Annotated in this window: 22 protein-coding genes and 1 tRNA gene; 17 read left to right on the forward strand and 6 right to left on the reverse strand. The window is 61.3% G+C overall.

Features of this window, described 5'->3' with window-relative positions; genetic code table 11:
- Positions 1-43: 43 nt before the first annotated feature.
- Positions 44-2,395 (reverse strand): OmpA family protein, encoded by a 2,352-nt coding sequence (locus tag C5750_RS01500; protein WP_105733056.1) that lies wholly within the window; start codon positions 2,393-2,395, stop codon positions 44-46.
- A gap of 263 nt (positions 2,396-2,658) precedes the next feature.
- Here C5750_RS01500 and C5750_RS01505 point away from each other — a divergent pair, with 263 nt between their 5' ends.
- From C5750_RS01505 to C5750_RS01515, 3 genes are all read left to right on the forward strand, one after another.
- Positions 2,659-3,123, forward strand: coding sequence for a YcgN family cysteine cluster protein (locus tag C5750_RS01505; protein WP_105733057.1), 465 nt, complete (start codon positions 2,659-2,661; stop codon positions 3,121-3,123).
- A 117-nt stretch (positions 3,124-3,240) separates the two neighbouring features.
- The gene (locus C5750_RS01510) at positions 3,241-3,594 is read left to right on the forward strand and encodes an antifreeze protein (RefSeq protein ID WP_105732098.1); all 354 of its coding nucleotides are present in this window, start codon (positions 3,241-3,243) and stop codon (positions 3,592-3,594) included.
- Positions 3,595-3,705: 111 nt separating this feature from the next.
- Entirely contained in the window at positions 3,706-4,437 is a 732-nt protein-coding gene (locus C5750_RS01515; RefSeq protein WP_105732099.1) for an SIMPL domain-containing protein, read from the forward strand.
- A gap of 73 nt (positions 4,438-4,510) precedes the next feature.
- Here C5750_RS01515 and C5750_RS01520 read toward each other — a convergent pair whose 3' ends face one another.
- Positions 4,511-5,182: an HAD family hydrolase gene (locus C5750_RS01520; RefSeq protein WP_105733058.1), complete on the reverse strand. Its 672-nt coding sequence runs from the start codon at positions 5,180-5,182 to the stop codon at positions 4,511-4,513.
- Between the two features lie 177 nt (positions 5,183-5,359).
- Between C5750_RS01520 and C5750_RS01525 the strand changes: the two genes are divergently transcribed.
- From C5750_RS01525 to C5750_RS01540, 4 genes are read left to right on the forward strand one after another with little or no spacing between them, the layout of a single operon-like run.
- Positions 5,360-6,679 (forward strand): NAD(P)H-dependent oxidoreductase, encoded by a 1,320-nt coding sequence (locus tag C5750_RS01525; protein ID WP_105732100.1) that lies wholly within the window; start codon positions 5,360-5,362, stop codon positions 6,677-6,679.
- A gap of 46 nt (positions 6,680-6,725) precedes the next feature.
- Complete coding sequence (pdhA, locus tag C5750_RS01530) at positions 6,726-7,751, forward strand: pyruvate dehydrogenase (acetyl-transferring) E1 component subunit alpha (protein ID WP_105732101.1); 1,026 nt, start codon at positions 6,726-6,728, stop codon at positions 7,749-7,751.
- Between the two features lie 12 nt (positions 7,752-7,763).
- Positions 7,764-8,762, forward strand: coding sequence for an alpha-ketoacid dehydrogenase subunit beta (locus C5750_RS01535; RefSeq protein WP_105732102.1), 999 nt, complete (start codon positions 7,764-7,766; stop codon positions 8,760-8,762).
- 3 nt (positions 8,763-8,765) lie between these two features.
- Positions 8,766-10,088 carry an acetoin dehydrogenase dihydrolipoyllysine-residue acetyltransferase subunit gene (locus tag C5750_RS01540; protein ID WP_105732103.1) on the forward strand — a complete coding sequence of 441 codons (1,323 nt, stop codon included), beginning with the start codon at positions 8,766-8,768 and terminating at the stop codon, positions 10,086-10,088.
- On the opposite strand, the gene C5750_RS01545 is transcribed toward C5750_RS01540, so the two are convergent.
- Positions 10,069-10,719 carry a hypothetical protein gene (locus tag C5750_RS01545; RefSeq protein ID WP_105732104.1) on the reverse strand — a complete coding sequence of 217 codons (651 nt, stop codon included), beginning with the start codon at positions 10,717-10,719 and terminating at the stop codon, positions 10,069-10,071. The two genes, C5750_RS01540 and C5750_RS01545, sit on opposite strands and share 20 nt — an antisense overlap.
- Positions 10,720-10,890: 171 nt before the next feature.
- Here C5750_RS01545 and C5750_RS01550 point away from each other — a divergent pair, with 171 nt between their 5' ends.
- From C5750_RS01550 to ptsP, 5 genes are read left to right on the forward strand one after another with little or no spacing between them, the layout of a single operon-like run.
- Positions 10,891-11,325, forward strand: coding sequence for a transcriptional regulator GutM (locus C5750_RS01550; protein ID WP_105732105.1), 435 nt, complete (start codon positions 10,891-10,893; stop codon positions 11,323-11,325).
- 55 nt (positions 11,326-11,380) lie between these two features.
- Positions 11,381-12,139, forward strand: coding sequence for a PTS glucitol/sorbitol transporter subunit IIC (srlA, locus tag C5750_RS01555; RefSeq protein WP_105732106.1), 759 nt, complete (start codon positions 11,381-11,383; stop codon positions 12,137-12,139).
- 22 nt (positions 12,140-12,161) lie between these two features.
- Positions 12,162-13,178 carry a PTS glucitol/sorbitol transporter subunit IIB gene (srlE, locus tag C5750_RS01560; RefSeq protein WP_105732107.1) on the forward strand — a complete coding sequence of 339 codons (1,017 nt, stop codon included), beginning with the start codon at positions 12,162-12,164 and terminating at the stop codon, positions 13,176-13,178.
- 29 nt (positions 13,179-13,207) lie between these two features.
- Positions 13,208-13,585 carry a PTS glucitol/sorbitol transporter subunit IIA gene (locus C5750_RS01565; protein WP_105732108.1) on the forward strand — a complete coding sequence of 126 codons (378 nt, stop codon included), beginning with the start codon at positions 13,208-13,210 and terminating at the stop codon, positions 13,583-13,585.
- Between the two features lie 50 nt (positions 13,586-13,635).
- Positions 13,636-15,606 carry a phosphoenolpyruvate--protein phosphotransferase gene (ptsP, locus tag C5750_RS01570; RefSeq protein WP_105732109.1) on the forward strand — a complete coding sequence of 657 codons (1,971 nt, stop codon included), beginning with the start codon at positions 13,636-13,638 and terminating at the stop codon, positions 15,604-15,606.
- Here ptsP and C5750_RS01575 read toward each other — a convergent pair.
- Positions 15,603-16,364: a hypothetical protein gene (locus tag C5750_RS01575; RefSeq protein ID WP_105732110.1), complete on the reverse strand. Its 762-nt coding sequence runs from the start codon at positions 16,362-16,364 to the stop codon at positions 15,603-15,605. The two genes, ptsP and C5750_RS01575, sit on opposite strands and share 4 nt — an antisense overlap.
- Positions 16,365-16,524: 160 nt before the next feature.
- Here C5750_RS01575 and C5750_RS01580 point away from each other — a divergent pair, with 160 nt between their 5' ends.
- The 4 genes from C5750_RS01580 to C5750_RS26475 all read left to right on the forward strand — a co-directional run bounded on the left by C5750_RS01580 (position 16,525) and on the right by C5750_RS26475 (position 20,915).
- The gene (locus C5750_RS01580) at positions 16,525-17,553 is read left to right on the forward strand and encodes a sugar-binding transcriptional regulator (protein WP_105732111.1); all 1,029 of its coding nucleotides are present in this window, start codon (positions 16,525-16,527) and stop codon (positions 17,551-17,553) included.
- Between the two features lie 192 nt (positions 17,554-17,745).
- Positions 17,746-17,822, forward strand: a tRNA-Ile gene (locus C5750_RS01585).
- A 438-nt stretch (positions 17,823-18,260) separates the two neighbouring features.
- A complete protein-coding gene (locus tag C5750_RS01590) occupies positions 18,261-20,690 on the forward strand; it encodes a penicillin-binding protein 1A (protein WP_105732112.1) in 2,430 nt (809 codons plus the stop codon).
- Between the two features lie 87 nt (positions 20,691-20,777).
- Positions 20,778-20,915: a hypothetical protein gene (locus C5750_RS26475; protein ID WP_158531230.1), complete on the forward strand. Its 138-nt coding sequence runs from the start codon at positions 20,778-20,780 to the stop codon at positions 20,913-20,915.
- Between the two features lie 64 nt (positions 20,916-20,979).
- Here the strand turns inward: C5750_RS26475 and C5750_RS01595 are convergent, their stop codons facing one another.
- On the reverse strand, positions 20,980-21,195 hold the full coding sequence (locus tag C5750_RS01595) for a DUF4287 domain-containing protein (protein ID WP_105732113.1): 216 nt from the start codon (positions 21,193-21,195) through the stop codon (positions 20,980-20,982).
- 241 nt (positions 21,196-21,436) lie between these two features.
- On the opposite strand from C5750_RS01595, the gene C5750_RS01600 reads away from it, so the two are divergent.
- Positions 21,437-22,078 (forward strand): class I SAM-dependent methyltransferase, encoded by a 642-nt coding sequence (locus tag C5750_RS01600; protein WP_105732114.1) that lies wholly within the window; start codon positions 21,437-21,439, stop codon positions 22,076-22,078.
- Positions 22,079-22,142: 64 nt separating this feature from the next.
- Here C5750_RS01600 and C5750_RS01605 read toward each other — a convergent pair whose 3' ends face one another.
- A complete protein-coding gene (locus C5750_RS01605) occupies positions 22,143-22,568 on the reverse strand; it encodes a GNAT family N-acetyltransferase (protein WP_105732115.1) in 426 nt (141 codons plus the stop codon).
- Positions 22,569-22,853: the final 285 nt, after the last annotated feature.

Below are 22,853 nucleotides of genomic sequence, written 5' to 3' on the forward strand. Positions count from 1 at the left end.
CGGACCGAAGTCCGGGTTTTTGCATGACAGCCTGCGGATCAGGCTATTTGCTGGCCAGCGGCTGCACCAGCGGGGTGATGCGGCGGATGGCAACGCGGCGGTTCTGCTGCTCGGGACCGTCGGTCTTGATCTTGAGATAGCGTTCGCCGTAGCCCTGCGTCGCCATGTTTTCCGGCGGGATGCCGAAGACATTGGTCAGCGCCTGGGCGACCGATTCAGCCCGCTTGTCCGACAGCACGAGATTGGCCTGATCGGACCCGACGGCGTCCGTGTGGCCTTCGATCAGGAAGGTTTCCGCCGGGTTCTTCTTCAGGATCTCGGCCATGGCCTTGGCAACGCTGTCGAGATGCGGGATCTGGTCTTCGGTGATATCGGCCGAACCGAACTTGAAGGTGATGGTGTCCAGATCGATGCGGCGGACCTTGTCGCGGATACGGGCCGAGCGCTTGACCTCGTCGACCGAGTAGATGCGTTCGACGCGCTCCACCGGCGGGCGGGAGAAGAAGTCATAGACTTCCGTTTCCGGCACCTGGTCGGCATCGAGGATATAGTCGGCGATCGGGATATCGAGCACGAGCGGCGGCAGATCAAGGCCGGGATCGCGCCATTCATAGCGCTCTTCGCGGTCGTAGTCCGGCGTGTAGCTCAGGAGAACCTCACGCCCGTCGGGCATCACGCGCGAGCGCTGGATCACATCGCCATAGCGGTTGCGGATCGTGACGACCTGAACGCCATTGTCGCGCACAATGGTTTCGCGGGTACGGTTGCGCGGCAGGTTCTCATAATAGACGTCCTGCGCATCGCGCGACATGCGCGGACGGTCGGAGCTTTCCACGAAGATGTTGTTGTTGACTTCGACGATGGTGCGGTTGTCGATCTGCTTGATCACCTGCACGTCGGCCGGGCGCTCCTCGCGCGGCGCCTGCTTGATACGGGTGCCTTCCTCGGTGCGGATGGGCTCGATCTTGACCGGGACAAGTGCCTTCTGCACGTCCGCGTCGTTCTTGGGCGGCGGTGCGGGCGGGGTGGCCGGAACCTGAACAGCGGGCTGCTGGACAACCGGCTTTTCTCCAGCCGGCTTGTCGGCGGTCTGGCCGCCCGTGCCCTTGACCGGCGGTGCCGGTTTCTGGCTGTCGAGCACCGGCGCGGCATTTTCCGGCAAGGGCGAGGGTTCCTTCGGTGCGGGCTTTCCGGCTTCGACAGGGGTTGCGGGTTTTTCAACGGCTGGCTTTCCGGGCGCGGGTTGTTCGGCCGCAGGCTTCTGGCCTTCGACCGGCTTGGCCGGCTTTTCGCCCGCTGCAGGTTCGGTGACCGGTGCGGGTTTTTCAGCAGTTGGTTTTGCGGGCGCGGGCTGTTCGGCCGCAGGCTTCTGGCCTTCGACCGGCTTGGCTGGTTTTTCGCCCGCTGCGGGTTCGGTGACCGGCGCAGGCTTTTCAACGGCTGGCTTTCCGGGCGCGGGCTGTTCGGCCGCAGGCTTCTGGCCTTCGACCGGCTTGGCCGGCTTTTCGCCCGCTGCAGGTTCGGTGACCGGCGCGGGTTTTTCAGCAGTTGGTTTTGCGGGCGCGGGCTGTTCGGCCGCAGGCTTCTGGCCTTCGACCGGCTTGGCCGGTTTTTCGCCCGCTGCAGGTTCGGTGACCGGCGCAGGCTTTTCAACGGCGGGTTGTTCCGGTGCAGGCTTCTGCGGCTTGGGCTGTGCCGGTTTTTCGGCGGGCTGTTCGGCGGCCGGGGCTTCCTTCGCCGCCTTGTCGGCTGCCTTCTTGCCCTGTTCAGCCTCTTGCGCAGCGGCGGCCTTGGCAGCCTGCGCCTCTTCAGCGGCCTTCTGCTTGGCCTCTGCTTCCTGGGCCTTTTGCTGCTCGGCTGCTTTCTGTGCTTCGGCCTGAGCGGCGCGCTTGGCCTGTTCGGCTTCCTGGGCGGCGGCTTTTTCGGCAGCCTTGGCGGCCTGCGCCTCTTCAGCCGCTTTCTGCTTGGCCTGCGCTTCTATCGCCTTCTGCTGCTCGGCCGCCTTCTGCGCTTCTTCCTGAGCGGCGCGCTTGGCCTCCTGGGCGCGTTCGGCTGCCTGCGCTTCGGCGGCATGGGCGGCTTCCTCGGCCCGTTTCTTGGCCAGTTCTTCCGCCTGCTGCTGGGCATGGGCCGCAGCGGCAGCGTCCTTTTCCGCGCGCTGCTTAGCTTCTTCGGCACGGGCGGCGGCTTCGTGCTCGGCTGCCTTTTGTGCTTCTTCCTGATGCTTTTTCGCTTGCTCAGCAGCCGGATCCGCTTCGGCCTGGGCCATCAGCAACGGTGCTTCATTGGTGTTGGAGGAGATGTAGGGGCGAGGGAGAGGCGACTGTTCGGCCATCGCCGAGGGCGAGGAGAACAGGATTGCTGTCGAAGCAAAAAAGAGCGCTGTACGTTTCATTGTCATCCCTGTCTTGCGTTCCCTCTCAAGGAACCATGTCAAATGTTTGTGACCGCAGGTTGTGCCAGCTTTGTGGCAGCCGATTGTCCATCGCGGCCTTCTCACCAGATTCCTTGGGCCTTTCACCGGTACATATGTGATCCTGCCCGAATCCGATTACAGCAAGATTGCACGGGCGCGCCTGTATCCCGTGTGAAGGCACTGTTCATCTTGCGTTCATGCAAAACTCTGGACGCGGCGCCGCGGCCGATGTATTGCAGCGCATGCCCAAGGAACCATTCTGGAAAACCAAGACGCTCGACGAGCTGAACCGCTCGGAATGGGAGAGCCTGTGCGACGGCTGCGGCCGCTGCTGCCTGCACAAGATCGAGGATGAAGACACCGAAGAAATCTATTTCACCACCGTGGCCTGCACCCTGCTCGACGCGGGGACCTGCCAGTGCTCGGATTATGTGCACCGCAAGAAGAAAGTTCCCGATTGCGTCTTCCTGACCCCGGAAATCGTGCGCGAGGTCGACTGGCTGCCCGATACCTGCGGCTACCGGCTGATCGACGAGGGAAAAGACCTGTACTGGTGGCATCCGCTGGTTTCGGGCAGCATGGAAACCGTGCACGAGGCCGGCATTTCGGTGCGCGGCAAGGTTACCGCCTATGATCACGATCTGAAGACGGACGAAGATTATTTCGACCATATGATGATGGCGGAATCGCCTTCTTTGGAAAATTAATTCTACTGAACGGGAGATGAACGGCGCGTTGAAGCTTTGTTCAGGTGAATAGTGGAACAAACGGTCACCTTCCGGACTTTCCCGTCCGGAGTAACAACCAACAAAGGAGAAACGCCCATGTCCCGCATGTCCATCAAGATGCTCGCCGTGACCGCTGCTCTCGGGCTCGGTTCCGTGTTTGGCGTGAGTGCCGCCTCGGCAGCGCCTGTCGCATCGTCCATGGCTGATGCCGCCGGTCCGGTGTCCAATATCGTCAAGGCGGATCACCGCTATGGCCACCGCTATCATGGCGGCTATCGTCCCGTCCGCGCCTGCAGCGTCAACCAGGCCCTGAACAAGGCAAGCCGCATGGGTATCCGCAACCCGCGCGCCGTCGTCAACCGCAACGTGGTCCGTGTCACCGGCTGGCGCTATGGTCATCGCTCGGCCATTGTCTTCGCCCGTGCACCGGGTTGCCCGGTCATCCGCTGATTTCATCTGCACATGTAATGTATGCGCAGGGCGAAAGTTGTACCTTTCGCCCTATTGCGCCCATAATCGGCTGCGACGCAGCTGTGTCACTTCATCTTGGGGAGATCATCCATGACACCAAAATTTCTAGCCGTGGCTTTTGCCGCAACCGCAATGATGGCCGTTCCGTTCGCTGCCATGGCAGAGGAAGCACCGCGCCCGCGCATTACGGTAAGCGGGGAAGGCGAAGCCACTGCCGCGCCTGACATGGCTATCGTTTCACTCGTCGTGCTGCAGGAAAAGCCGACCGCTCGGGAAGCTTTGACCGCCAACAACGAGACCATGGCCATGGTTCTCGACGCGATGAAGAAGGCTGGAATCGCCGAGCGCGACCTGCAGACATCGGGTTTCAATATCGATCCGCGCTATGTCTATCCGGAAAACAAGCAGGGCCAGCCGCCGCAGGCACCGAAGATCGTCGGCTATGCCGTCTCCAATTCGCTGTCCGTGCGGGTGCGTGACCTGAAGAAGGTCGGCGAGATTCTCGACCAGTCCGTCACATTGGGCGTCAACCAGGGCGGCAACCTGACATTCACCAATGACAAGCCGGAGACTATCGTCGAGGAAGCGCGCAAGAAGGCCGTGGCCAATGCCATTGCCAAGGCGAAGACCCTGACAGCTGCGGCCGGCGTGGAAGTCGGCAAGGTCATCGAGATCAGCGAACAGACGTTCCAGCCGCGCCCCTATGGCGGTGCACCGCGCGCCAAGATGATGGCGGCCGAAGCCTCCGATTCGGTTCCGGTGGCGGCGGGCGAGAACAGCTACAACGTCACGGTCAATGTGACGTTCGAGCTGAAGAACTAAATCCGTCGACGAGCCAAAAAAATGAAAAGGGTGCCGTAAGGCACCCTTTTTGTTTGCGCGTACAAGCGGCCGGTCAATCGTTGGCGGCGCGCATCCAGTAGGAAATATCCTTCCAGTCGGCGAAGACGGCGCTCGCGCCCTTGTCGAGCAGGGTCTGGGCATGGGCCGTGTAGGTGTGGCCGCCCCCGGTATAGCCGATGGCCGTCATACCAGCCGCCACGGCGCCTTCGACACCGTAGGGCGAATCCTCGATGACAACGCAGGCCGACGGTTCGTGGCCCATCTCCTTGGCCGCGTGCAGGAACAGGTCCGGCGCGGGCTTGCCGCGCTTGACCATGGACGAGCTGTAGATCGCTTCGCCGAAATATCCGGCAAGGTCCGTGGTTTTCAGGCTGAAGTGAATGCGCTCCAGCGACGATGACGAGGCAACGCAGCGGGGCGTTTCCAATCCCGCGAGCAGGGCGGCTATTCCGGCCGTCGGCTGCAGGAACTGGCTGAAGACCTGTTTCGTCTCCGGCCACAGCCCGGCTTCACCCGCATCGGACAGGTGAAAGCCGGTCAGCTCGCCGATTCGCCGGATGATATCGGCCTGCTTCATGCCGACACACTGGGCGATGGTGCCCGCGGGCAGGTCCATTCCATGGCTGGCGTAAACATTGTGATAGGCCAGTTCCGCCAGCGGCTCGCTGTCCACCAGCACGCCGTCACAATCAAAAACGATCAGATCAAACCTGTTTTGCGGCATTTTCATCTCTCTTCCGGGTCTGTGTTCCATGGGTCGACGCCGTTGTTACGGGATCATCCTTATCATCCTTATAATGCACATAGGTGTTGACTAAAATACAAATGTTCAATATTCGATTGGCAGGATGAGAATGGTTTCCGGCATCGCACCGGAAGCCTTTTGAGGAGCGATTTCAGCATGGCGAGCAATGTAGCATTGACGGGACTGGCGCGGGACATGCAGGCGCGGGCGGATGCGGGGCGTCCGATCCGCATCGGGCTGATCGGCTCGGGCGAGATGGGCACGGACATCGTCACGCGGGTGGCGCATATGCCGGGCGTCGAGATCGGCGCGATTTCCGAACTGAACCTGCCCAATGCGCTCAAAGCCGTCGATATCGCCTACCGGGAACCCGGCCATGCCAAGGAAGTGAGCACCGCCTCGGCCCTGACCGCGGCGATGGAAGGCGGCAAGATCGCCGTCACCGGCAATGCCGACCTCATCCTCGAAAACGGCCTCATTGACGTGGTGATCGATGCGACGGGCGTTCCGGCGGTGGGTGCCGAGATCGGCCTTCGCGCCATGGAGCACGGCAAGCATCTCGTGATGATGAATGTCGAGGCTGACGTGACCATCGGCGCGTATCTCAAAAGCGAGGCGGATCGCCTGGGCGTGACCTATTCGCTCGGCGCGGGCGACGAGCCGTCCTCCTGCATGGAGCTGATCGAGTTCGTCTCGGCCATGGGCCATCCGATCGTGGCCGCCGGCAAGGGCAAGAACAATCCGCTCAACATCGACGCCATTCCCGACGATTACCAGGAAGAGGCGGCGCGCCGCCACATGAATGTGCGCATGCTGGTGGAATTCGTCGACGGCTCGAAGACCATGGTGGAAATGGCGGCCATCGCCAATGCCACGGGTCTCGTGCCCGACAAGGCGGGCATGCACGGCCCCGCCGCCACGCTGGACCAGCTCAACAAGACGCTGATCCCGCAGAGGGATGGCGGGCTGTTGTCGCGCGTTGGCGTTGTCGACTATTCCATCGGCAAGGGCGTGGCGCCGGGCGTGTTCGTCGTTGCCGACATGTCGCATCCGCGCATTTCGGAGCGGATGGAGGATCTGAAGATGGGCAAGGGCCCGTATTTCACCTTCCACCGGCCCTATCACCTGACGTCGCTGGAAGTGCCGCTGACCTGCGCGCGCGTCGTGCTCTACGGCAAGGCCGACATGGTGCCTTTGGCCAAACCCGTCGCGGAAGTCTGCGCCGTGGCGAAGAAGGACCTCAAGGTTGGCGACACGCTCGATGCGATCGGCGAATATTGCTACCGCGCCTGGATCATGACGGCACCGGAGGCGCGCGCCGCCGGAGCCATCCCCTGCGGCCTCCTCCAGGGCGGCACGGTGACGGCGCCCATCGCCAAGGGCGCGCTCATCACCAGCGCCAACGCCGCCCCCATCCCCGGCTCGAAAATCGTCGAACTCAGACAGCGGCAGGACAAGCTCGTTTATGGCGCGTGACGTCCAGCAACCAGAATTCAGGGCAAACAGCTAAGGAGTGCCAAGCATGGCTCCCGCCACAAACGCCAAATTCAAGGACGATGGCAGCAATCTTCCTTTCGCGTTCCGGCACTATTCTCCGGAGCAGCTGAAGGAGGCTCTGCGCAAGATGTATCTCATCCGCCGCTTCGAAGAGGGCGCGGAAGAATCCTACACGCGCGGGCTTATCCACGGCACGATGCACCTGTCCATCGGGCAGGAAGCCAGCGCCGTCGGCATATCCCTGCCACTGCACGACGATGACATGATCACCTCGACCCATCGCGGCCATGGCCATTGCATCGCCAAGGGCGCGGAAGTGTCAAAAATGTTCGCCGAGTTCTTCGGCAAGGAAACCGGCTATTGCAAGGGCCGTGGCGGCTCCATGCATATCGCCGATGTGTCCAAGGGCAATCTCGGAGCGAACGGCATCGTCGGCGGCGGTATTCCGATTGCCGTCGGCGCCGCGCTGTCGGCGAAGAAACAGAAGAATGGCAAGGTCGTCATTTCCTATTTCGGCGACGGTGCCAACAATGAGGGTGCTTTTCACGAGGCGCTGAACATGGCGGCGATCTGGAAACTGCCGGTGGTTTTCGTCTGCGAGAACAATGGCTACGGCATGTCCACCTCGACCAAGCGGTCGACGGCGGTGCCGAATGTGGCGGATCGTGCCGCCGGCTACAACATGCCGGGCGTGATCGTCGACGGCAACAACCTGTCGGATGTGGCCGAGGCATCCAACGCGGCGGTCGAGCGGGCGCGGCGCGGCGAGGGCCCGACGCTGATCGAGTGCAAGACCTATCGCCACCGCGGCCATTCCAAGAGCGACCGCAACCGCTACCGCACCAAGGAAGAGATCGAGGACTGGATTGCCAATCGCGATCCCATCGACCTGTTCGAGACCCAGCTGAAGGAATTCGGCTTCGTCACCGATAGGGATATCGAAGCCATCCGCGCGGATGCGGAGAAGGAAATCGCCGAGGCGATCGAATTTGCCAGGAACAGCCCATCCCCTGATCTGAACAATCTCACGCGCGACGTGTACACGGACTGAAAGACTTTCCAGATGAATGAGACAATCCGCGAGCTGAGCTATTCGCAGGCTATCCAGGAAGCCATGGCGCTTGCCATGGAGGCCGATGACCGGGTGTTCCTGATGGGCGAGGATATCGGCGTCTATGGCGGCGCCTTCCAGGTCACGGGCGATCTCGTGCACCGCTTCGGCGAGGACCGGGTGATGGACACGCCGATTTCCGAGCTTGGCGGTGCGGGCGTTGCCGTCGGCGCGGCGCTGACCGGCATGCGGCCGATCTTCGAGTTCCAGTTCTCCGATTTTGCGGCGCTGGCCATGGAGCAGATCGTCAACCAGGCGGCGAAAATCCGCTACATGCTGGGCGGTGCCGTTTCGGTGCCGCTGGTCATGCGCTTTCCCGCCGGTTCCGGCACGGGCGCGGCGGCACAGCACAGCCAGAGCCTCGAAGCCTGGCTCGGCCACGTTCCCGGCCTGAAAGTCATCCAGCCTGCCACGCCCTACGATGCCAAGGGCATGCTGCTTGCGGCCATCGAAGACCCGGACCCGGTGATGATCTTCGAGCACAAGCTGCTCTACAAGATGAAGGGCCCGGTGCCCGAAGGCTATTACACCGTGCCGATCGGCAAGGCGGCGGTCGTGCGCGAAGGCACGGACCTGACCATCGTTGCGTCGGCCATCATGGTGCACAAGGCGCTGGAAGCGGCCAAGGAGCTGGAAAAGGAAGGGATCAACGTTGAAGTCGTTGACCTGAGAACCGTCCGGCCGATGGACAAGGACACCATCATCGCCAGCGTCAAGAAGACGTCGAAGCTGATGTGCGTCTATGAGGGCGTGAAAACCCTCGGCGTCGGCGCGGAAGTCAGCGCCATGATCGCCGAAAGCGAGGCCTTCGATTATCTCGATGCGCCGATTGTGCGGCTGGGCGGGGCGGAAACACCCATCCCCTATAATCCGGAGCTGGAAAAGGCCACCGTGCCGCAGGTGCCGGGCATTCTCGCCAGCGCCCGCGATCTCGTGAAGGGGGTGCGATAGCTCATGCCTACCGAAGTCATCCTGCCCAAGGTCGACATGGATATGGAGACCGGCCAGATCTCGCGCTGGTACGCCAAGGAGGGCGACAGCGTTTCCAAGGGCCAACTGCTGTTCGAAATCGAGACGGACAAGGCCGCCATGGAAGTGGATGCGCCAGCTTCCGGCATCCTGCGTGACGTCAAGGCCGGGGAAGGCGCGGTTGTGCCCGTCGGCCAGTGCGTCGCCTGGATTTTTGCCGAGGGCGAAACCTATGCCGCACCGGCAAGTCAGCCGGATGCGGTCGAGCCTGCCGTTCCCAGCAAGCCGCTGGAGGCCGCCATTGCCGCGCCGGTTGCCGCGGTCGCGCAAACCCTGCCTGCTGTCGCGGACGGTGTCCGCGCAACGCCGTTGGCGCGGCGGATCGCAAGGGAAAGCGGGATCGACCTTGCGTCCGTTGCGGGCTCCGGCCCCAAGGGCCGGATTCAGCGCAGGGACGTCGAAGCCAATGTTCCGCAGGCACGGCCGGCGGCGGCCAAACCGGCTGTCACTGTTTCCGTGCAGGCCAAAACCGGCGCGGCGCCGCTGCATGCGGTCTGGCTGCGGCAGGGCAATGATGCGACGCGCGCGCCTCTGGTGCTGATCCACGGATTTGGTTCCGATCTCAACAGCTGGCGGCCGATGCTGGCCGGAACAACACTGGATAGCCCGGTCCTGGCGATTGATCTGCCGGGGCATGGCGAATCACCGCGCGACATTCCGGCAGATATCGAAACCATCGCCGCGCGGGTCGAACAGACGATTGCCGCCCATCATGCGGGACCGGTCGTGGTGGCGGCGCATTCCTTCGGCGCGGCGATTGCAGCCAAGGTCGCGGCGCGCGGCAACCTCGATATCCGCGCCCTGACGCTGATTGCGCCTGCCGGGCTTGGCCCTGAGATCAACGGCGCGTTCCTGCAGGGGTTCGTCCGCGCAAGGGCGGAAGCCAGTCTCATCGCCTGGATGAAGCTTCTGGTGCAGGACGAGGGTCTCCTGACCAAATCCTTCGTCAAGGCAACACTTGCCCAGTCGCAGGACGAAGGGTTGCGTGAGGCGCAAAAGCTGGTGGCCGACCGCTTCTTTGCCGATGGCACGCAGGTCTTCGATATCCGCAGAAACCTTGCTGCATTGGCGATGCCGGTTCGGGTGATTTTCGGCGCGGCGGACCGGATTATCCCTGCCACGCAGGCGTCAGGGCTGCCGGGCGAGATTGCCGTGCATATCTTTGCCGGAACGGGGCACATGCCGCAGCTGGAAGAGCGGGAAAAGGTCGTGCGGATCCTGCGCGAAATCAGCCGGTCGGCGGGGTAGTTGCGGTCAAGCGGCTGCCGCCTTTCGAAGCGATCAAAGCACGCTGGATGGCGCTGCGGGCGGATGCCAGGTTGGGCATGACCCAGTTTGGCTCCGCACCGAGGAACTTGTCGAGAAAGGCCACGGCATAGCCCGGCATTTCCGTGACATTTTCCTTGTAGGACCACCAGGTCCGCAGGTCGTTGGCGCAACTGGCGATTTGCGGCGCTGTACCGAATTCCTGTTCGTAGATGGCGGCAATCGTGCCGACGCAGAAATTGGTGTAGAGAAACCCTTCCGGCCAGAAGGCGATGATATCGGCCATTTCGGTGGCGTCGGCATTGGTCTGCGGCGTATGGCCCTCGACCCTGGCGGGCGCCTCGGCAATAAGTTCCTTTAGCACCAGACCGGCGGCGAAGATGATGAAATCCTTGCGGTCAATGCGGGAAAAGGATTTTTGCTGCTCGACGGTTTCGATCCAGTTGAGGAAGGCGGCCGTCAGCTTCGTTTCGTCAATGACGAAGCGATAGCCGTAATGCCCGGCAATGAGCGCGACATTCTTGCGAAAGGCCATGCGGAACCAGCGCAGCCGCCGCAGGCGGTGACGCAGGTCGGGCGTATTCACCAGCTCATCGCGAAACAGAAAATCCATGCCGTATCTCTCTGATCAGTTCCATCAATGTCTTACGCTTCAATGCGCAGGAAGCCAAGTTTTCAATGATACACGAAATCATACATATTGACATTGCAAAAAACAAATGTTCTATATTTTTCCGTTCCGGCATAGCATATGTTGCTGGCTGGACAATGGGAGGTTGAAGACATGGCGATGTGGCAATGGGGATTGCTTGCCCTTGGAGTTCTCTGGGCTTTGCAGTCGCTGGGCGTCTGGTACCAGATGCGCCATTATGGCGATGTGATGAAGGGAATTACGTCGAAATACAACGACGGATATGTCGGTGCAGGCAATGTGCGCGGACGTTTCGGCAAAGGCGTCATCGCTCTCGTGGTGGTGACGCCGGATCTCGTGGTGCAGCGCTTCCTGGTGATGCGCGGCCGTTCGGTTTTCGCGAAGTTTGCGCGGCGGCCGGAGTTCGAGGGAATCACGCTGAACGCCCTGCGCGCCGATCCGCTCCTATCCGGTGTGGAAGACCCGGCCCTGGCCAAGGCGGCAGAACGCGCCATCGAGCAGATCGACCGCGCGCGTGCCGAGCCGAAGCAGCCGGGGCTGGCAGGAATCAAGACAGTCAACGCATAGGGGCAAGCCCGGGGGTGGCCGTACCCAAGCAAATGGCCGATAAGGAGGAGGGAACATGTCAATTCTAACAATGTTGGCGCAGCATGCCGACGTCACCATGCACCATCTGTCGGTGGCAGGGTCGATGGTCTCGGATGCTGCGCTGCACGGCAAACAGGCCATCCACCACACGGGCAATGACCTCGTGGTGCTGGCGCAATCCAGCGGCGATATTTCCGTCGAGGAATTCAAGAACAAGCTGCAGAACGTGCAGAAGGAAGAGCAGCTCGGCTGGCTCACCAGCGCCGGTAAATACTTCATCGGTATTTTCCAGAAGGGCGGCGAAGTCTTTGCCGGTTTCGTCACCGGCATCATCCCGACACTGGTCGTGCTGATGACCGCTTTCTACGCGCTGACCGAGCTGGTCGGTGAAGAACGCGTCCATGGCATTGCGCGCGGCGCGGGCCGTATTGCCCTGACCCGTTACACCGTGCTGCCGCTGCTCTCGGTGTTCTTCCTGACCAATCCGATGGCCTATACGTTCGGATCGTTCCTCGAAGAAAAGCACAAGCCGGCGTTCTATGACGCTGCCGTGTCCTATGTGCATCCGCCGCTCGGCCTGTTCCCGCATATCAATCCCGGCGAGTATTTCGTCTGGGGCGGCATTCTGGTGGCCCTGCTCGAATTGGAAAAGAAGGGCCTTGTTCCCGCCGGTTATCACATCCGGGTGGCGATCTGGTACGCCATTGTCGGTCTCGTGGTCATCCTCCTCAAAGGCATGCTGACCGAGCGCATCACCGCCATCATGGCGCGGCGCCAGGGCGTCGAGCTTTAAGTCAGGGGTGGGGAGAAAAACAATGTCGAAGACCTATAAACCAGTCAAGATTTCCAAGGGCTCGAACGGTTGGGGCGGCCCGCTGACCATCCAGCTGACACCGCAGCGCAACAAGGTTGTTTCGGTCACGGGCGGCGGGATTCATCCCGTGGCGCGCCGCATCGCCGAACTCACCGGCGGTGAAGCCGTCGACGGCTTCAAGTCGCCGCCGGTCGAAGGCGAAATGGGCGTTGTCGTCGTCGATTGCGGCGGTACCGCCCGCTGCGGCGTCTATCCGCGCAAGCGCATTCCCACTGTCAATCTGACGCCGGTCGGCCAGTCCGGCCCGCTCGCGCAGTTCATCACCGAGGACATTTATGTCTCCGGCGTCAAGGAAGCCAATATCGAGCTGGCCGACGGGTCGCAGGACGCCGCGGCTGCCGGGGCGGCCGCAACGCCGACACCGGCGGAAATGGCCGCCGCCATGTCCAGCCGCACGGCTGCGGCATCGGACAACGGCGAGGGCGGCCTGATCGGGCTGATCAGTTCGGTTGGCCGGGTCATGGGCCGCGTCGTCGGCATTTTCTTCAATGCCGGCCGCCGCACGATCGATCAGGTCATCCGCAACGTCCTGCCCTTCATGGCCTTCGTGACCATGCTCATCGGCTTCATCCTCTACACGGGGATCGGCGATGTGCTGGCTCAGCCGATGGGCCCGCTTGCCAACAACATCGTCGGCCTTCTGATCATCTCGGCCATTTGCGGCCTGCCGTTCCTGTCACCCATTCTGGGACCGGGCGCGGTGATTGCGCAGGTCATCGGCGTGGCCATCATCGGCCCGCAGATCGCCAATGGCACGATTTCGCCCGCAATGGCCCTGCCTGCGCTGTTTGCCTACAATACGCAGGTTGGTTGTGATTTCGTGCCGGTCGGGCTGGCGCTGGGTGAAGCCAAGCCCAAGACAATCGAGATCGGTGTTCCCGCGGTTCTGATCAGCCGTCAGATCATGGGTCCCGTCTCGGTGCTGATCGCCTGGGTTGTCAGCCTGATCGTATTCTAAACCCGATTAACAAGAAGAGGTTCGCCATCATGTCAGTTCTTTTGAAAACACGGGTAACAGCCGTGGGTCCCGAGGTGGCGGACCTCGCAGAAGGAGGCGTTGTCATCCTGTTTGCCGATGGTGCACCGCCGGAACTCGCCGAAGTTTCGATCCTGCACCTGGTCGACGGTACGCCGTCGGAAGCAACGCCGCCTGTTGGCACGGTGATCCGCATCGGCGATCTCTCGGCCAAAATAACCGGTATCGGTGACTATGCCTGGCAAAAAGTCCGGGATATCGGCCATGTTGTCATCACATTCAACGGGTCCGATCACGTTGACCGCCCCGGTGAAATCTGCGCATCGGAAGTGGATACCGGCGAACTGGTCTCAACCCTCAAGGTGGGGGCGACGATCACCATCGGATAGGGTTCAGGACTGACGGCGGAAACAGAACGAAATACCAAAGAGAGTAAAGCATGGAACGCTCGACGATTGTGCGGGTGCATGACGGATTGCATGCGCGGCCGGCCACCCGGTTTGTCAAACTCGCCAAGAGTTTCGAATCCGATATCGAGCTGGTCAAGGATGACAGATCGGTCAGCGCCAAGAGCTCGGTCAAACTCATGCTGCTTGGCGTCAAGGAAAACGAGGAAATCACCGTCCGCGCGACCGGTGCCGACGCGATTGAAGCCATCGAGGCGCTGATCGGCTATCTCGAAAACCCGCATGCGGGACTGGAAGACGACGGCGCGGTCCAGCCGCAGAAGCAGGACACCGGGAAGCCCGCGGCGCGCAAGCCTGCGCAAGGTCTTCCCGCCGATGGTGCCCTGCGCGGTGTCGCTGCAAGCGAAGGGGCGGCCATCGGTGCCGTCTACGGGTTTTTCCCCGCCGAGATCAAGCACGAGAACCGCCCGCTGGCGGCCAACGCGATCGCCGACGAGGTCTTGCGGCTGAAGCAGGCCATTGCCACCGTGCAGAAGCGCATGGACGCTTCGCTCGCGGAAACCGGTCTGGCTGAGAGCGACCGGGGCATCGTTGCGGCGCTGAAGGACATCGCCAATGACGACGAACTGACCGGCGGTGCGATTGCCATCGTCGAAGGCGGCATCGATGCGGTTTCGGCGGTGATCGGGGCGACATCGAAGATCGCCTCCGATTTTGCCACCATGGACGATCCCTATCTCAATGCCCGCGCCGACGACGTGAATGCGGTCGGGCGACAGATCTGCCTGGCCCTTCTGGGGCAGGAAGACGTCAATCTCGACACCATTGCCGAGGGTTCGATCCTGGTTGCGGAGGATATCGGCGCCTGGGATCTCGCCCGCGCGCCCCTGAAGCGCATCGCCGGGGTGATCTGCGGCCATGGCGGCGCCACCTCGCATGTCGCCATCATCGCCCGTGCCCACGGCATTCCCGCCGTGCTTGGCCTCGGCCGCGCCGTGCTTGATCTGAAGCATGCGCGGACCGTTGCGCTCGATGGCGACAGCGGCGAGGTCTTTGCCGATCCGGATGCCGGTATCACAGGCCGTTTTCAGGCGGCCATCGCCAAGGCGGGGGCGGAAAAGCAGGCGCTGACCGCCTATAGGGACGTTACGCCCCGGCGTGCCGATGGCACGGTCATCGACATTGCCGCCAATATCGGCTCGCTTGAGGAAATCGATGCGGCAAAGGAAGCGGGCGCCATGGGTGTTGGCCTGTTCCGCACCGAACTTCTGTTCATGCGGCATATCCACCTGCCGTCGGAAGATTTGCAGGCGGAAACCTATTCCAGCCTCGCCCGGGCCTTCGCACCGCATGCGGTGATCGTCCGGACGCTCGATATCGGCGGCGACAAGCCGATTGCCGGGGTCGACTTTCCCGATGAGGAAAACCCGTTCCTCGGCTGGCGCGGCATCCGCATGTGCCTGGACCGGCCGGACATCTTCAAGCCGCAGCTGCGGGCGCTGCTGCGCGCCGCCGTCCACGGCAACATCAAGGTGATGCTGCCGATGATCTCCGACGTTGGCGAGGTGCGGGCAACGAAGACGCTGATCGGGGAATGCGCCGCGGAACTGGCCGCCGCCGGCACAGCATTCGCACATTTCGATCTCGGCGTGATGATCGAGACACCGGCTGCCGTGCTGATTGCTCCGGCACTGGCCAGGGAAGTCGCATTCTTTTCCATCGGCACCAACGATCTGACGCAGTACATCATGGCTGCCGACCGGCTCAACCCGACGGTGGCCAAGCTCAATGACGTGACCCATCCGGCCGTCATGGCCGCCATTGAACTGACGGCAAAAGCCGGGACCGATGCGGGCATCATGGTCGGGATGTGCGGGGAAGCTGCCGGACGCCCGGATCTGATCCCGGCCTTCATCGCCATGGGGCTGACCGAGCTGAGCATGAGCCCGTCATCGATCCAGCGTGCCAAGAAGTGCGTTCTGGAAGGTTCTAAGGCAGATTAGGGCAGGACAGGAATGAGGAAAGCGAAAAGGCCGGACAGCGCATCTGTCCGGTTTTTGCCCTCAGTCGCCTCGATGAGACTGGTCTGGCGCGCCTTCAATGCCAAAAGCGCGCTCTCCACCAGTTTTTCGTCGCCCGGCTCTTCATTGGCGCTGTAGCTGGCAAGGCCGATGGCAAGCGCAATGGCGGAAAAGCACAGGAACTGGCTTGCTTTGTCTGGGGTGTTTTCCCCCGCCATGTGCGGCGGCAGCGGCTGGGCCTGGTGGCCCGACTGCAGTTCGAATGCCAGGATGGCGCAGGCGCTTGATATCTCGGCCAGGCCGTTCGTGCCGGTCGCCGCCTTGATCCGGCCGGCATGCCGGCGAATCATGGCGGCATGGACCGCGGCGAAGGTGGCCTCGTGCACCAGCGGATTTTCACAACCGAGAATGGTAAAAATACGTTTCGCCAGGTAATAAACGTCGCGGCGGAACAATGCTTCGCCCTTGGCGCTGTCGCCGGGAAAATAGGCATTGAGGCTGCGCGCCTCGATGGTGGCGGAATGGGCCTTCGGGTCCTGGGAAACCAGTGAAATCGAGATTTTTTCGGCCACGGTCAGTGCCTTGTCGACGACACGGGCGGCGTGACCCAGCAGGACTTCCGGACCTTCGGGGGCGGTCGTTCTGATCGTGTCACTGCGGCTCGCCCGGATCATGTGCCTGACATCGCGCAACCGGTCCTTGAGGCCAACGACAATCTCGTTTGAAATATCCCTGATCATGTGGCAGACCTCGACTTGCAAAGTGGATAATGCTTTGTATCTGCTTTTGGTGACTTGCTAAACAATATTCTGCGGGAGTGTAGTGTGCGCGGCGTTGTTTTGTCAGCACACAAATCTGCTGCCGGCGGGAAATGGATACGAGCAATTAAGGGGATGTGAATTGACCGATCGACGCAAGCGGGCGAACAGCGCGCCGAACAGTCCGAAAAAGGCCCCGCTGGATATCGGGCAGCCTGATACGAAAATCAGCCGCATGCGCATGCGCGCCGCCTGGATGTATTACATCGAGCAGATGACCCAGAACGAGATTGCCGAAGTGCTCGGCGTCGGCCGCGTGACCATCGTGCGCATGCTGGCCGAAGCGCGTGCCCGCAACGAGGTCAAGATCGGCATCCAGGGATACCTGTCCGACCTGATTGCGCTGGAACGGCAGGTCGAGCAGCAGTTCGGGCTGGAGAAGGTGATCATTGCGCCGCTGTCGCAGGCGGACAATGACCCGATCCCGGCCATCAGCGCCGCCACCGGCGATTATCTCTCGGGCGTGGTGGCCAACGGCATGCGCGTCGGCGTCGGCTGGGGCCGCACGCTGCTCAGCACGTTGTCCTACCTGGAAGCGCGGGCGCTGGATGATTTTACCGTGATTTCCCTGCTTGGCGGCATCAGCCAGCCGCGCCGCTTCAACCCGGCGGAATTCGCCTGGCAGTTTGCCCAGCTGTTTCAGGGCAATGGCTATCTCATTCCGGCTCCGGCGCTTGTGGACAGCGTCGAGACCCGTACGGCGCTGATCGAGCGCTGCGGCCTGAAAAGCGTGTTCGAGATGGCCGAGGATCTCGATCTCGTGCTGCTCAGCGTCGGCGCCATCGAAACGGCATCGAGCACGCCCTACCGCATCGGCTTCCTCAATGAAGAGCACCAGTCGTCCCTGGCGGAACGCGGCGCGGTCGGCGATATCCTGTTCCATTTCTACGACCAGCAGGGCCGTCTCGTCGATCACCCGATTCATGATCTCGTCATGTCGGTGGGCATCGAGACGCTGCAGAAGGTGCCGGTGCGCGTCCTGACCTCAGGCGGCAAGGAAAAGATCAATGCGCTGCTGGGCGCGATGAAACTGATCCGGCCGACGGTTTTCATTACCGACGAGGAAAGCGCGCGCCAGCTGCTGGTTCTGGCCAGCAAGGAACAGCGCTGATCAAACGGGCACGCTGGCGCGCTGCGCCGGCGTGCCGTCCAAGCGCATGAAAATCCACGGGAGTTGTGGATTTTCGGCTCGAAATTGCCCTATCGGGCAATGAGATCAAATCGGGCATTGCATTCGTGATTTTTCCCGCTATTGATCGCGGGGAAGACGGGCAGCGGCCATCAGGTTCGGTGCTTTCAGGTGGGGCCTGTAGCTCAATTGGTTAGAGCCGGCGGCTCATAACCGCTTGGTTGGGGGTTCGAGTCCCTCCGGGCCCACCATTTTCCTATAAATTCAAATAGTTATATAGCGGTTGGTCCGAAGGCTCGCCAATCGGCCGGCCATTGCAGCCGGATATGCGAAACTGCGTTCACGACATTCAGCCCCGAGAATCAAGCCCTGTGAAAAAGCGCAGCGTCCAGGCAATCTCAGCCGGCGGCGGGGATGAGGCATGCTCCCGGCCATTTCCGCAGTGGCGGCTTGAAGACATAGTTTTTCTAATGACAGACAATAGAATTTACCATTTGTGTTATGAGGGGTATCCGGTTGAAATCCGGCCACCAGAGAATGCGCTGATCTGACCTACCGGACCTTGACAGAGGCACGGCCTGCTTCGCCAAACATGATGGCTGCCGCTGCGCCGACATTCGCTGGCATCGAAACATACAGATATAACAGATGCCCGCTGCGGTGAATCCGGCTGGCTTCACGGGTAAAACATGAAGAAAATCATCGTTGGCTTTTCGTCGGATGCTGTTTCGCTGATGACCATTCTGACGTTGGGCGTCTCTCTCCTTTTGGCAACATTCGAAAAAACGCTGCCGGACTATCGCGATCTGAAGGATTGGACGCCGCCCCTCCTGTCACGCTTCTATGACAGCCGCGGAGAACTGATCGCGGAAACCGGCATTGAGCGCCGGCTTTACACGCCGATCGGTGCCGTGCCGGACTTGGTCAAGGCGGCGTTTCTTTCAGCCGAAGATAAGAATTTTTATGAACACGGCGGGATAGAGTGGACCGGGCTCCTGCGCGCCGCCTGGTCAAATGCCCTCAATTATGGATCGGGCCAGCGGATGGCCGGTGCTTCGACCATCACCCAGCAGGTCGTGAAAAACCTGATCCTCTCGCCGGAGCGGACAGTCTCGCGCAAACTTCAGGAAGCGGTTCTGGCCATCAGGCTCGAGCATGTCTATTCAAAAGATCATATCCTCGAACTGTACATGAACAGTATTTATCTCGGGCTTGGCTCCTATGGCGTCGCATCTGCCTCGCTGACCTATTTTGGCAAGCCATTGAACGAGCTGAGCATTGCCGAAGCGGCCTATCTGGCATCTCTGCCGAAGGCACCCAACAATTACAACCCGTTCCTTTATCCGGAACGTGCGGTCAGCAGACGAAACTGGGTTATCCTGAGAATGGCGCAGAACGGCTACATCAATGCCGCCGATGCGGTCGCGGCAAGCCATGCCCCGCTCGGTACGACCGCAACCATCACGCGGCGGTTCGGGAATGATACGGAGTATTTCGCGTCCGAGGTACGCCGCCAGATTACAGCGGCTTTCGGGTCGGATGCCATCTATACCGCCGGCGTTTCCGTCAGAACGACATTGGACATGCCCCTGCAGACTGCTGCCGTGAAAGCTTTGCGGTCTGCATTGGTCAAATACGACCAGGAACAAGGCTACAGGGGCGCGCTCGGGCGGGTCGGCGAGCCCGACAGTGCAGCAGCCTTCGATGGTTTTGCCGAACTGGCCGACGTCCCGGAGTGGCGGCTGGCCATCGTCCGCTCGGTGAGCGCGGACAAGGCGACGCTCCGGCTTAAAGCCCGGCCCGATATGACCGATGTCAATGCAACGCTTTCCCTGTCCGGTTCGCGATGGGCCCTGCGAATGGTTGTCGCTGAAAAGAAACTGGTCGCACGGGCGCTCGACACAGTCCTTTCGGTTGGCGATGTGGTTTTTGTCGAGAAGCAGGGGGAGGGTTACCTCCTGCGCCAGCGGCCCGCAATCCAGGGGGCGCTTGCGGCGATGGACCCGCACACGGGACGCGTGGTGGCTCTGGTCGGGGGATTTTCCTATGCGCAATCGGAATTCAACCGGGCAACCCAGGCCTATCGCCAGCCGGGCTCCGCGTTCAAGCCGTTCGTCTATGCCGCGGCGCTCGACAGCGGCTATACGCCCTCGACATTGGTTCTCGATGCGCCGTTCTCCATGCCGGACGGAACAGGCAGGGAATGGCGTCCAAAAAACTATGACGGGAAATTCTCGGGTCCGTCCACGCTGCGCGTCGGACTGGAACTCAGCCGCAATCTGATGACCGTGCGGCTTGCCAAACAGGTGGGGATCGATCTGGTTGCGCAATATGCCGAAAACTTCGGGCTTTACGACCATCTGGATCGCTATCTTCCCATGGCGCTCGGTGCCGGAGAAACCACGTTGCTGCGCCTGGTGTCTGCTTATTCCGTGATTGCCAATGGTGGAAAGTCAGTCAAACCAAGCATGATCGACCGGATACAGGATCGAACGGGCAAGACCATTTACCGCCAGGATGAAACGGAATGCCTCCAGTGCAATGGTCCATGGAAAGGGCAAGCGGAGCCTGCGCTCGTCGACAAGCGCGAGCAGATTCTTGATCCGATGACCGCCTATCAGGTGACCTCGATGCTGCAAGGCGTCGTCGAGCGCGGCACGGGCCGTGCGGTCAGAGGGCTGGGGGTGCCGGTTGCGGGCAAGACGGGGACGACCAATGACGAGAAAGATGTCTGGTTCGTCGGCTTTACTCCGTCCCTGGTTGCCGGCATCTTCATCGGTTATGACAATCCCAGGCATTTGGGCGCGGGCGAATCCGGCGGCGGGCTTGCCGCGCCGGTGTTTCTCGACTTCATGAAAACCGCCGTGAAAGGCAAAGGGGCGGGGTCGTTTCCAATGCCTGACGGAATGACCTTCTACAGCATTGATCGCAATTCGGGCCGTGTTGTCGATGCCTCGACGCCGGGAGCGATCCGTGAGGCATTCAAGCCGGGGACAGCACCCTGCAGCGCATGCGCGGTGATTGATGGCAGTGCGGACACCGGCGACCCGACCGCCGACAATACCGGTCCGGCCGCACGGCGCCGTGCCCTGCTGGAAACGCATCAGGGGCTGTTTTAATGGTGAAAGGCGTCATTATTTCAACCCGCATCGCTGCTATCATGGTTTGGGCCGGGCGTAGTCCGGCAGCAAGGAGGAGCAGGCGGAATGATCAAGATACTGGAAGAAAGCTGGATACTGATCATCGTCATTCTGGCCGCTGTTTTGACAACGGGCCTGGTGCTGACGGTGAGGAAACTGGAACGCGACGACAAGCACTGGCCGCGCAAAGGTCAGGATAAATAAACGCGCCGCGCTCGCGCCGAGCGCAGGCACCTTTCCGCCCTTCGCCGGGAGCGCGGCGGAACAGTCAGCTCCCGTTGAGAGCCCGGAAATGCGCAACCAGGGCGTTGGCGTGCCCATGGCCCATATTGTGCTGGGTTTTCAGGAAGGCGACCATCTCCATATGCTTCTGATCCCGCAAATCCGCCAAAAGTGTCAGCCAGTGGCCGATGGGCTTGGCGTACTTCTTTTCGATGGCCGGAAAGTATGAAGCGGGGCCCTTTACGGTGTTGTCCTCGGTCATGGCGCGATCTCCCTGTCGTCTGTCATGGATATGGCCGCAGGACGAACCGCAGAACCGACTCCCGACACTGTTGCAAACTTTTTTGCATTCCCGCCGCGTTCAATCAATGGGAAATGACGGGCCGCTTGAACGGCGGCAAATGTGCGTTAGAACTGAAGCGGGCGAGGGAAATGCCGGGCAGAATGGAATGCCCGCAACCCGCCAACGGCCCGTCCCGCAGGTGAGAGGCAGAAGAACCGCGATGAACACAGCCAGCGATGCCCGCTTCTGGGACCGCACGTCCCGCAAATATGCCAGGGGCGCGGTTGCCGATCCGGCCGGCTATGAGCGTACGCTGGACCGCACCCATGCACTGCTGGCGCCGGCCGGGCGGGTGCTGGAACTGGGCTGCGGAACGGGAACGACGGCGCTCCGGCTGGCGGCTGATGTGCAAACCTATCTTGCGGTGGATATTTCCGCCGGCATGATCGCGATTGCCGGAGAGAAACTGGCCGCCGGCCCTGCCATGCCGGCGCTTGCCTTCCGCACGGCGACCGCCGAGGATTTGGTGCCCGGCGTGGATGAATTCGACGCGATCCTCGGATTCAACTACCTGCATCTCGTCCGCGATCTGCCCGGCACGCTGCGCCGTATCCATGCCCTGCTCGCAACGGAGGGCCTGTTCATTTCCAAGACGCCATGCGTCGGCGAGATGAACCCGCTCATCCGGCTGGCTTTGCTGCCTGCAATGCGGGCGTTGCGGCTGGCACCCTATGCGGGCGTGTTCCGGGCAGCGGAGCTGAACGGGCTTATATCTGCTGCCGGCTTTGACATTGTCGCGACCGAAAATCACGCAACCGGCGGTAATGACAACCGGCCTTATATCGTGGCGCGCAAGAGATGACGGCAATGATGGTGCTGAAAAGGCCCAATCTCCATTGCCCTGTGGCAATCATCGCCGGTTCCGTTCACGTCAAAACCTTGACGAAGATCAGTTCGGGGTCGTGTTCATCCAGGTTGTGAATGTAGCCGCTCGCAATGAACCCGGCCCGGGCAATCAGGTTTTGCATGGGCTGGTTGGAGAGGTTGGTGGAGGTCCAGATTTTCGGTGTGGTGCAAATGTCTGAAAAATGCCGGAGCAGGGCGGCGCCTATGCCCTTTTTCCGGAAGTCCGCTCCGACCATGATCATTTCAATCATGCCAGCGTGAAAGAAATGGTAGTTGAAAACGCCGTAGGCGGCGGTTTCACCGCCGTAGAGCGCAACAAAGCACTGGTTCGCGGCGATCCATTGTCTGATTTCACCGATGCGTTGGGGGCGGGCGGCTGCGACGGTATCCAGCGATGCCAAGGCATCCAGATCCGTTGGAACGGCCGGTCTGATCTCAATTGCCATCTGTTCCCTCAAGCCTCAGAAATCCAATCTGCTGCCAGGCTGATACCATGTTCAGCGTACACTATCGCAAAATGTCCTGATCCGGCGCATCGTTTTCAGGGGCCCGCCAAACGCCAAAAAACGGCGGGCCTTCGGCCCACCGTTCTAAGGTAATGACGTGACTGGAGATCTCATCATCGAGATCCGGACATGCAGTCCTTCTACATGGCCAGATGCAATTGATAAATGCTTTTTGGGCCGTAGCCGTATACCCGGGGGCGTGCCCCCGGGATCTCTCCAAATCGT

Source organism: Phyllobacterium myrsinacearum, from assembly GCF_002980555.1.
Taxonomy (GTDB): Bacteria; Pseudomonadota; Alphaproteobacteria; order Rhizobiales; family Rhizobiaceae; genus Phyllobacterium; species Phyllobacterium myrsinacearum.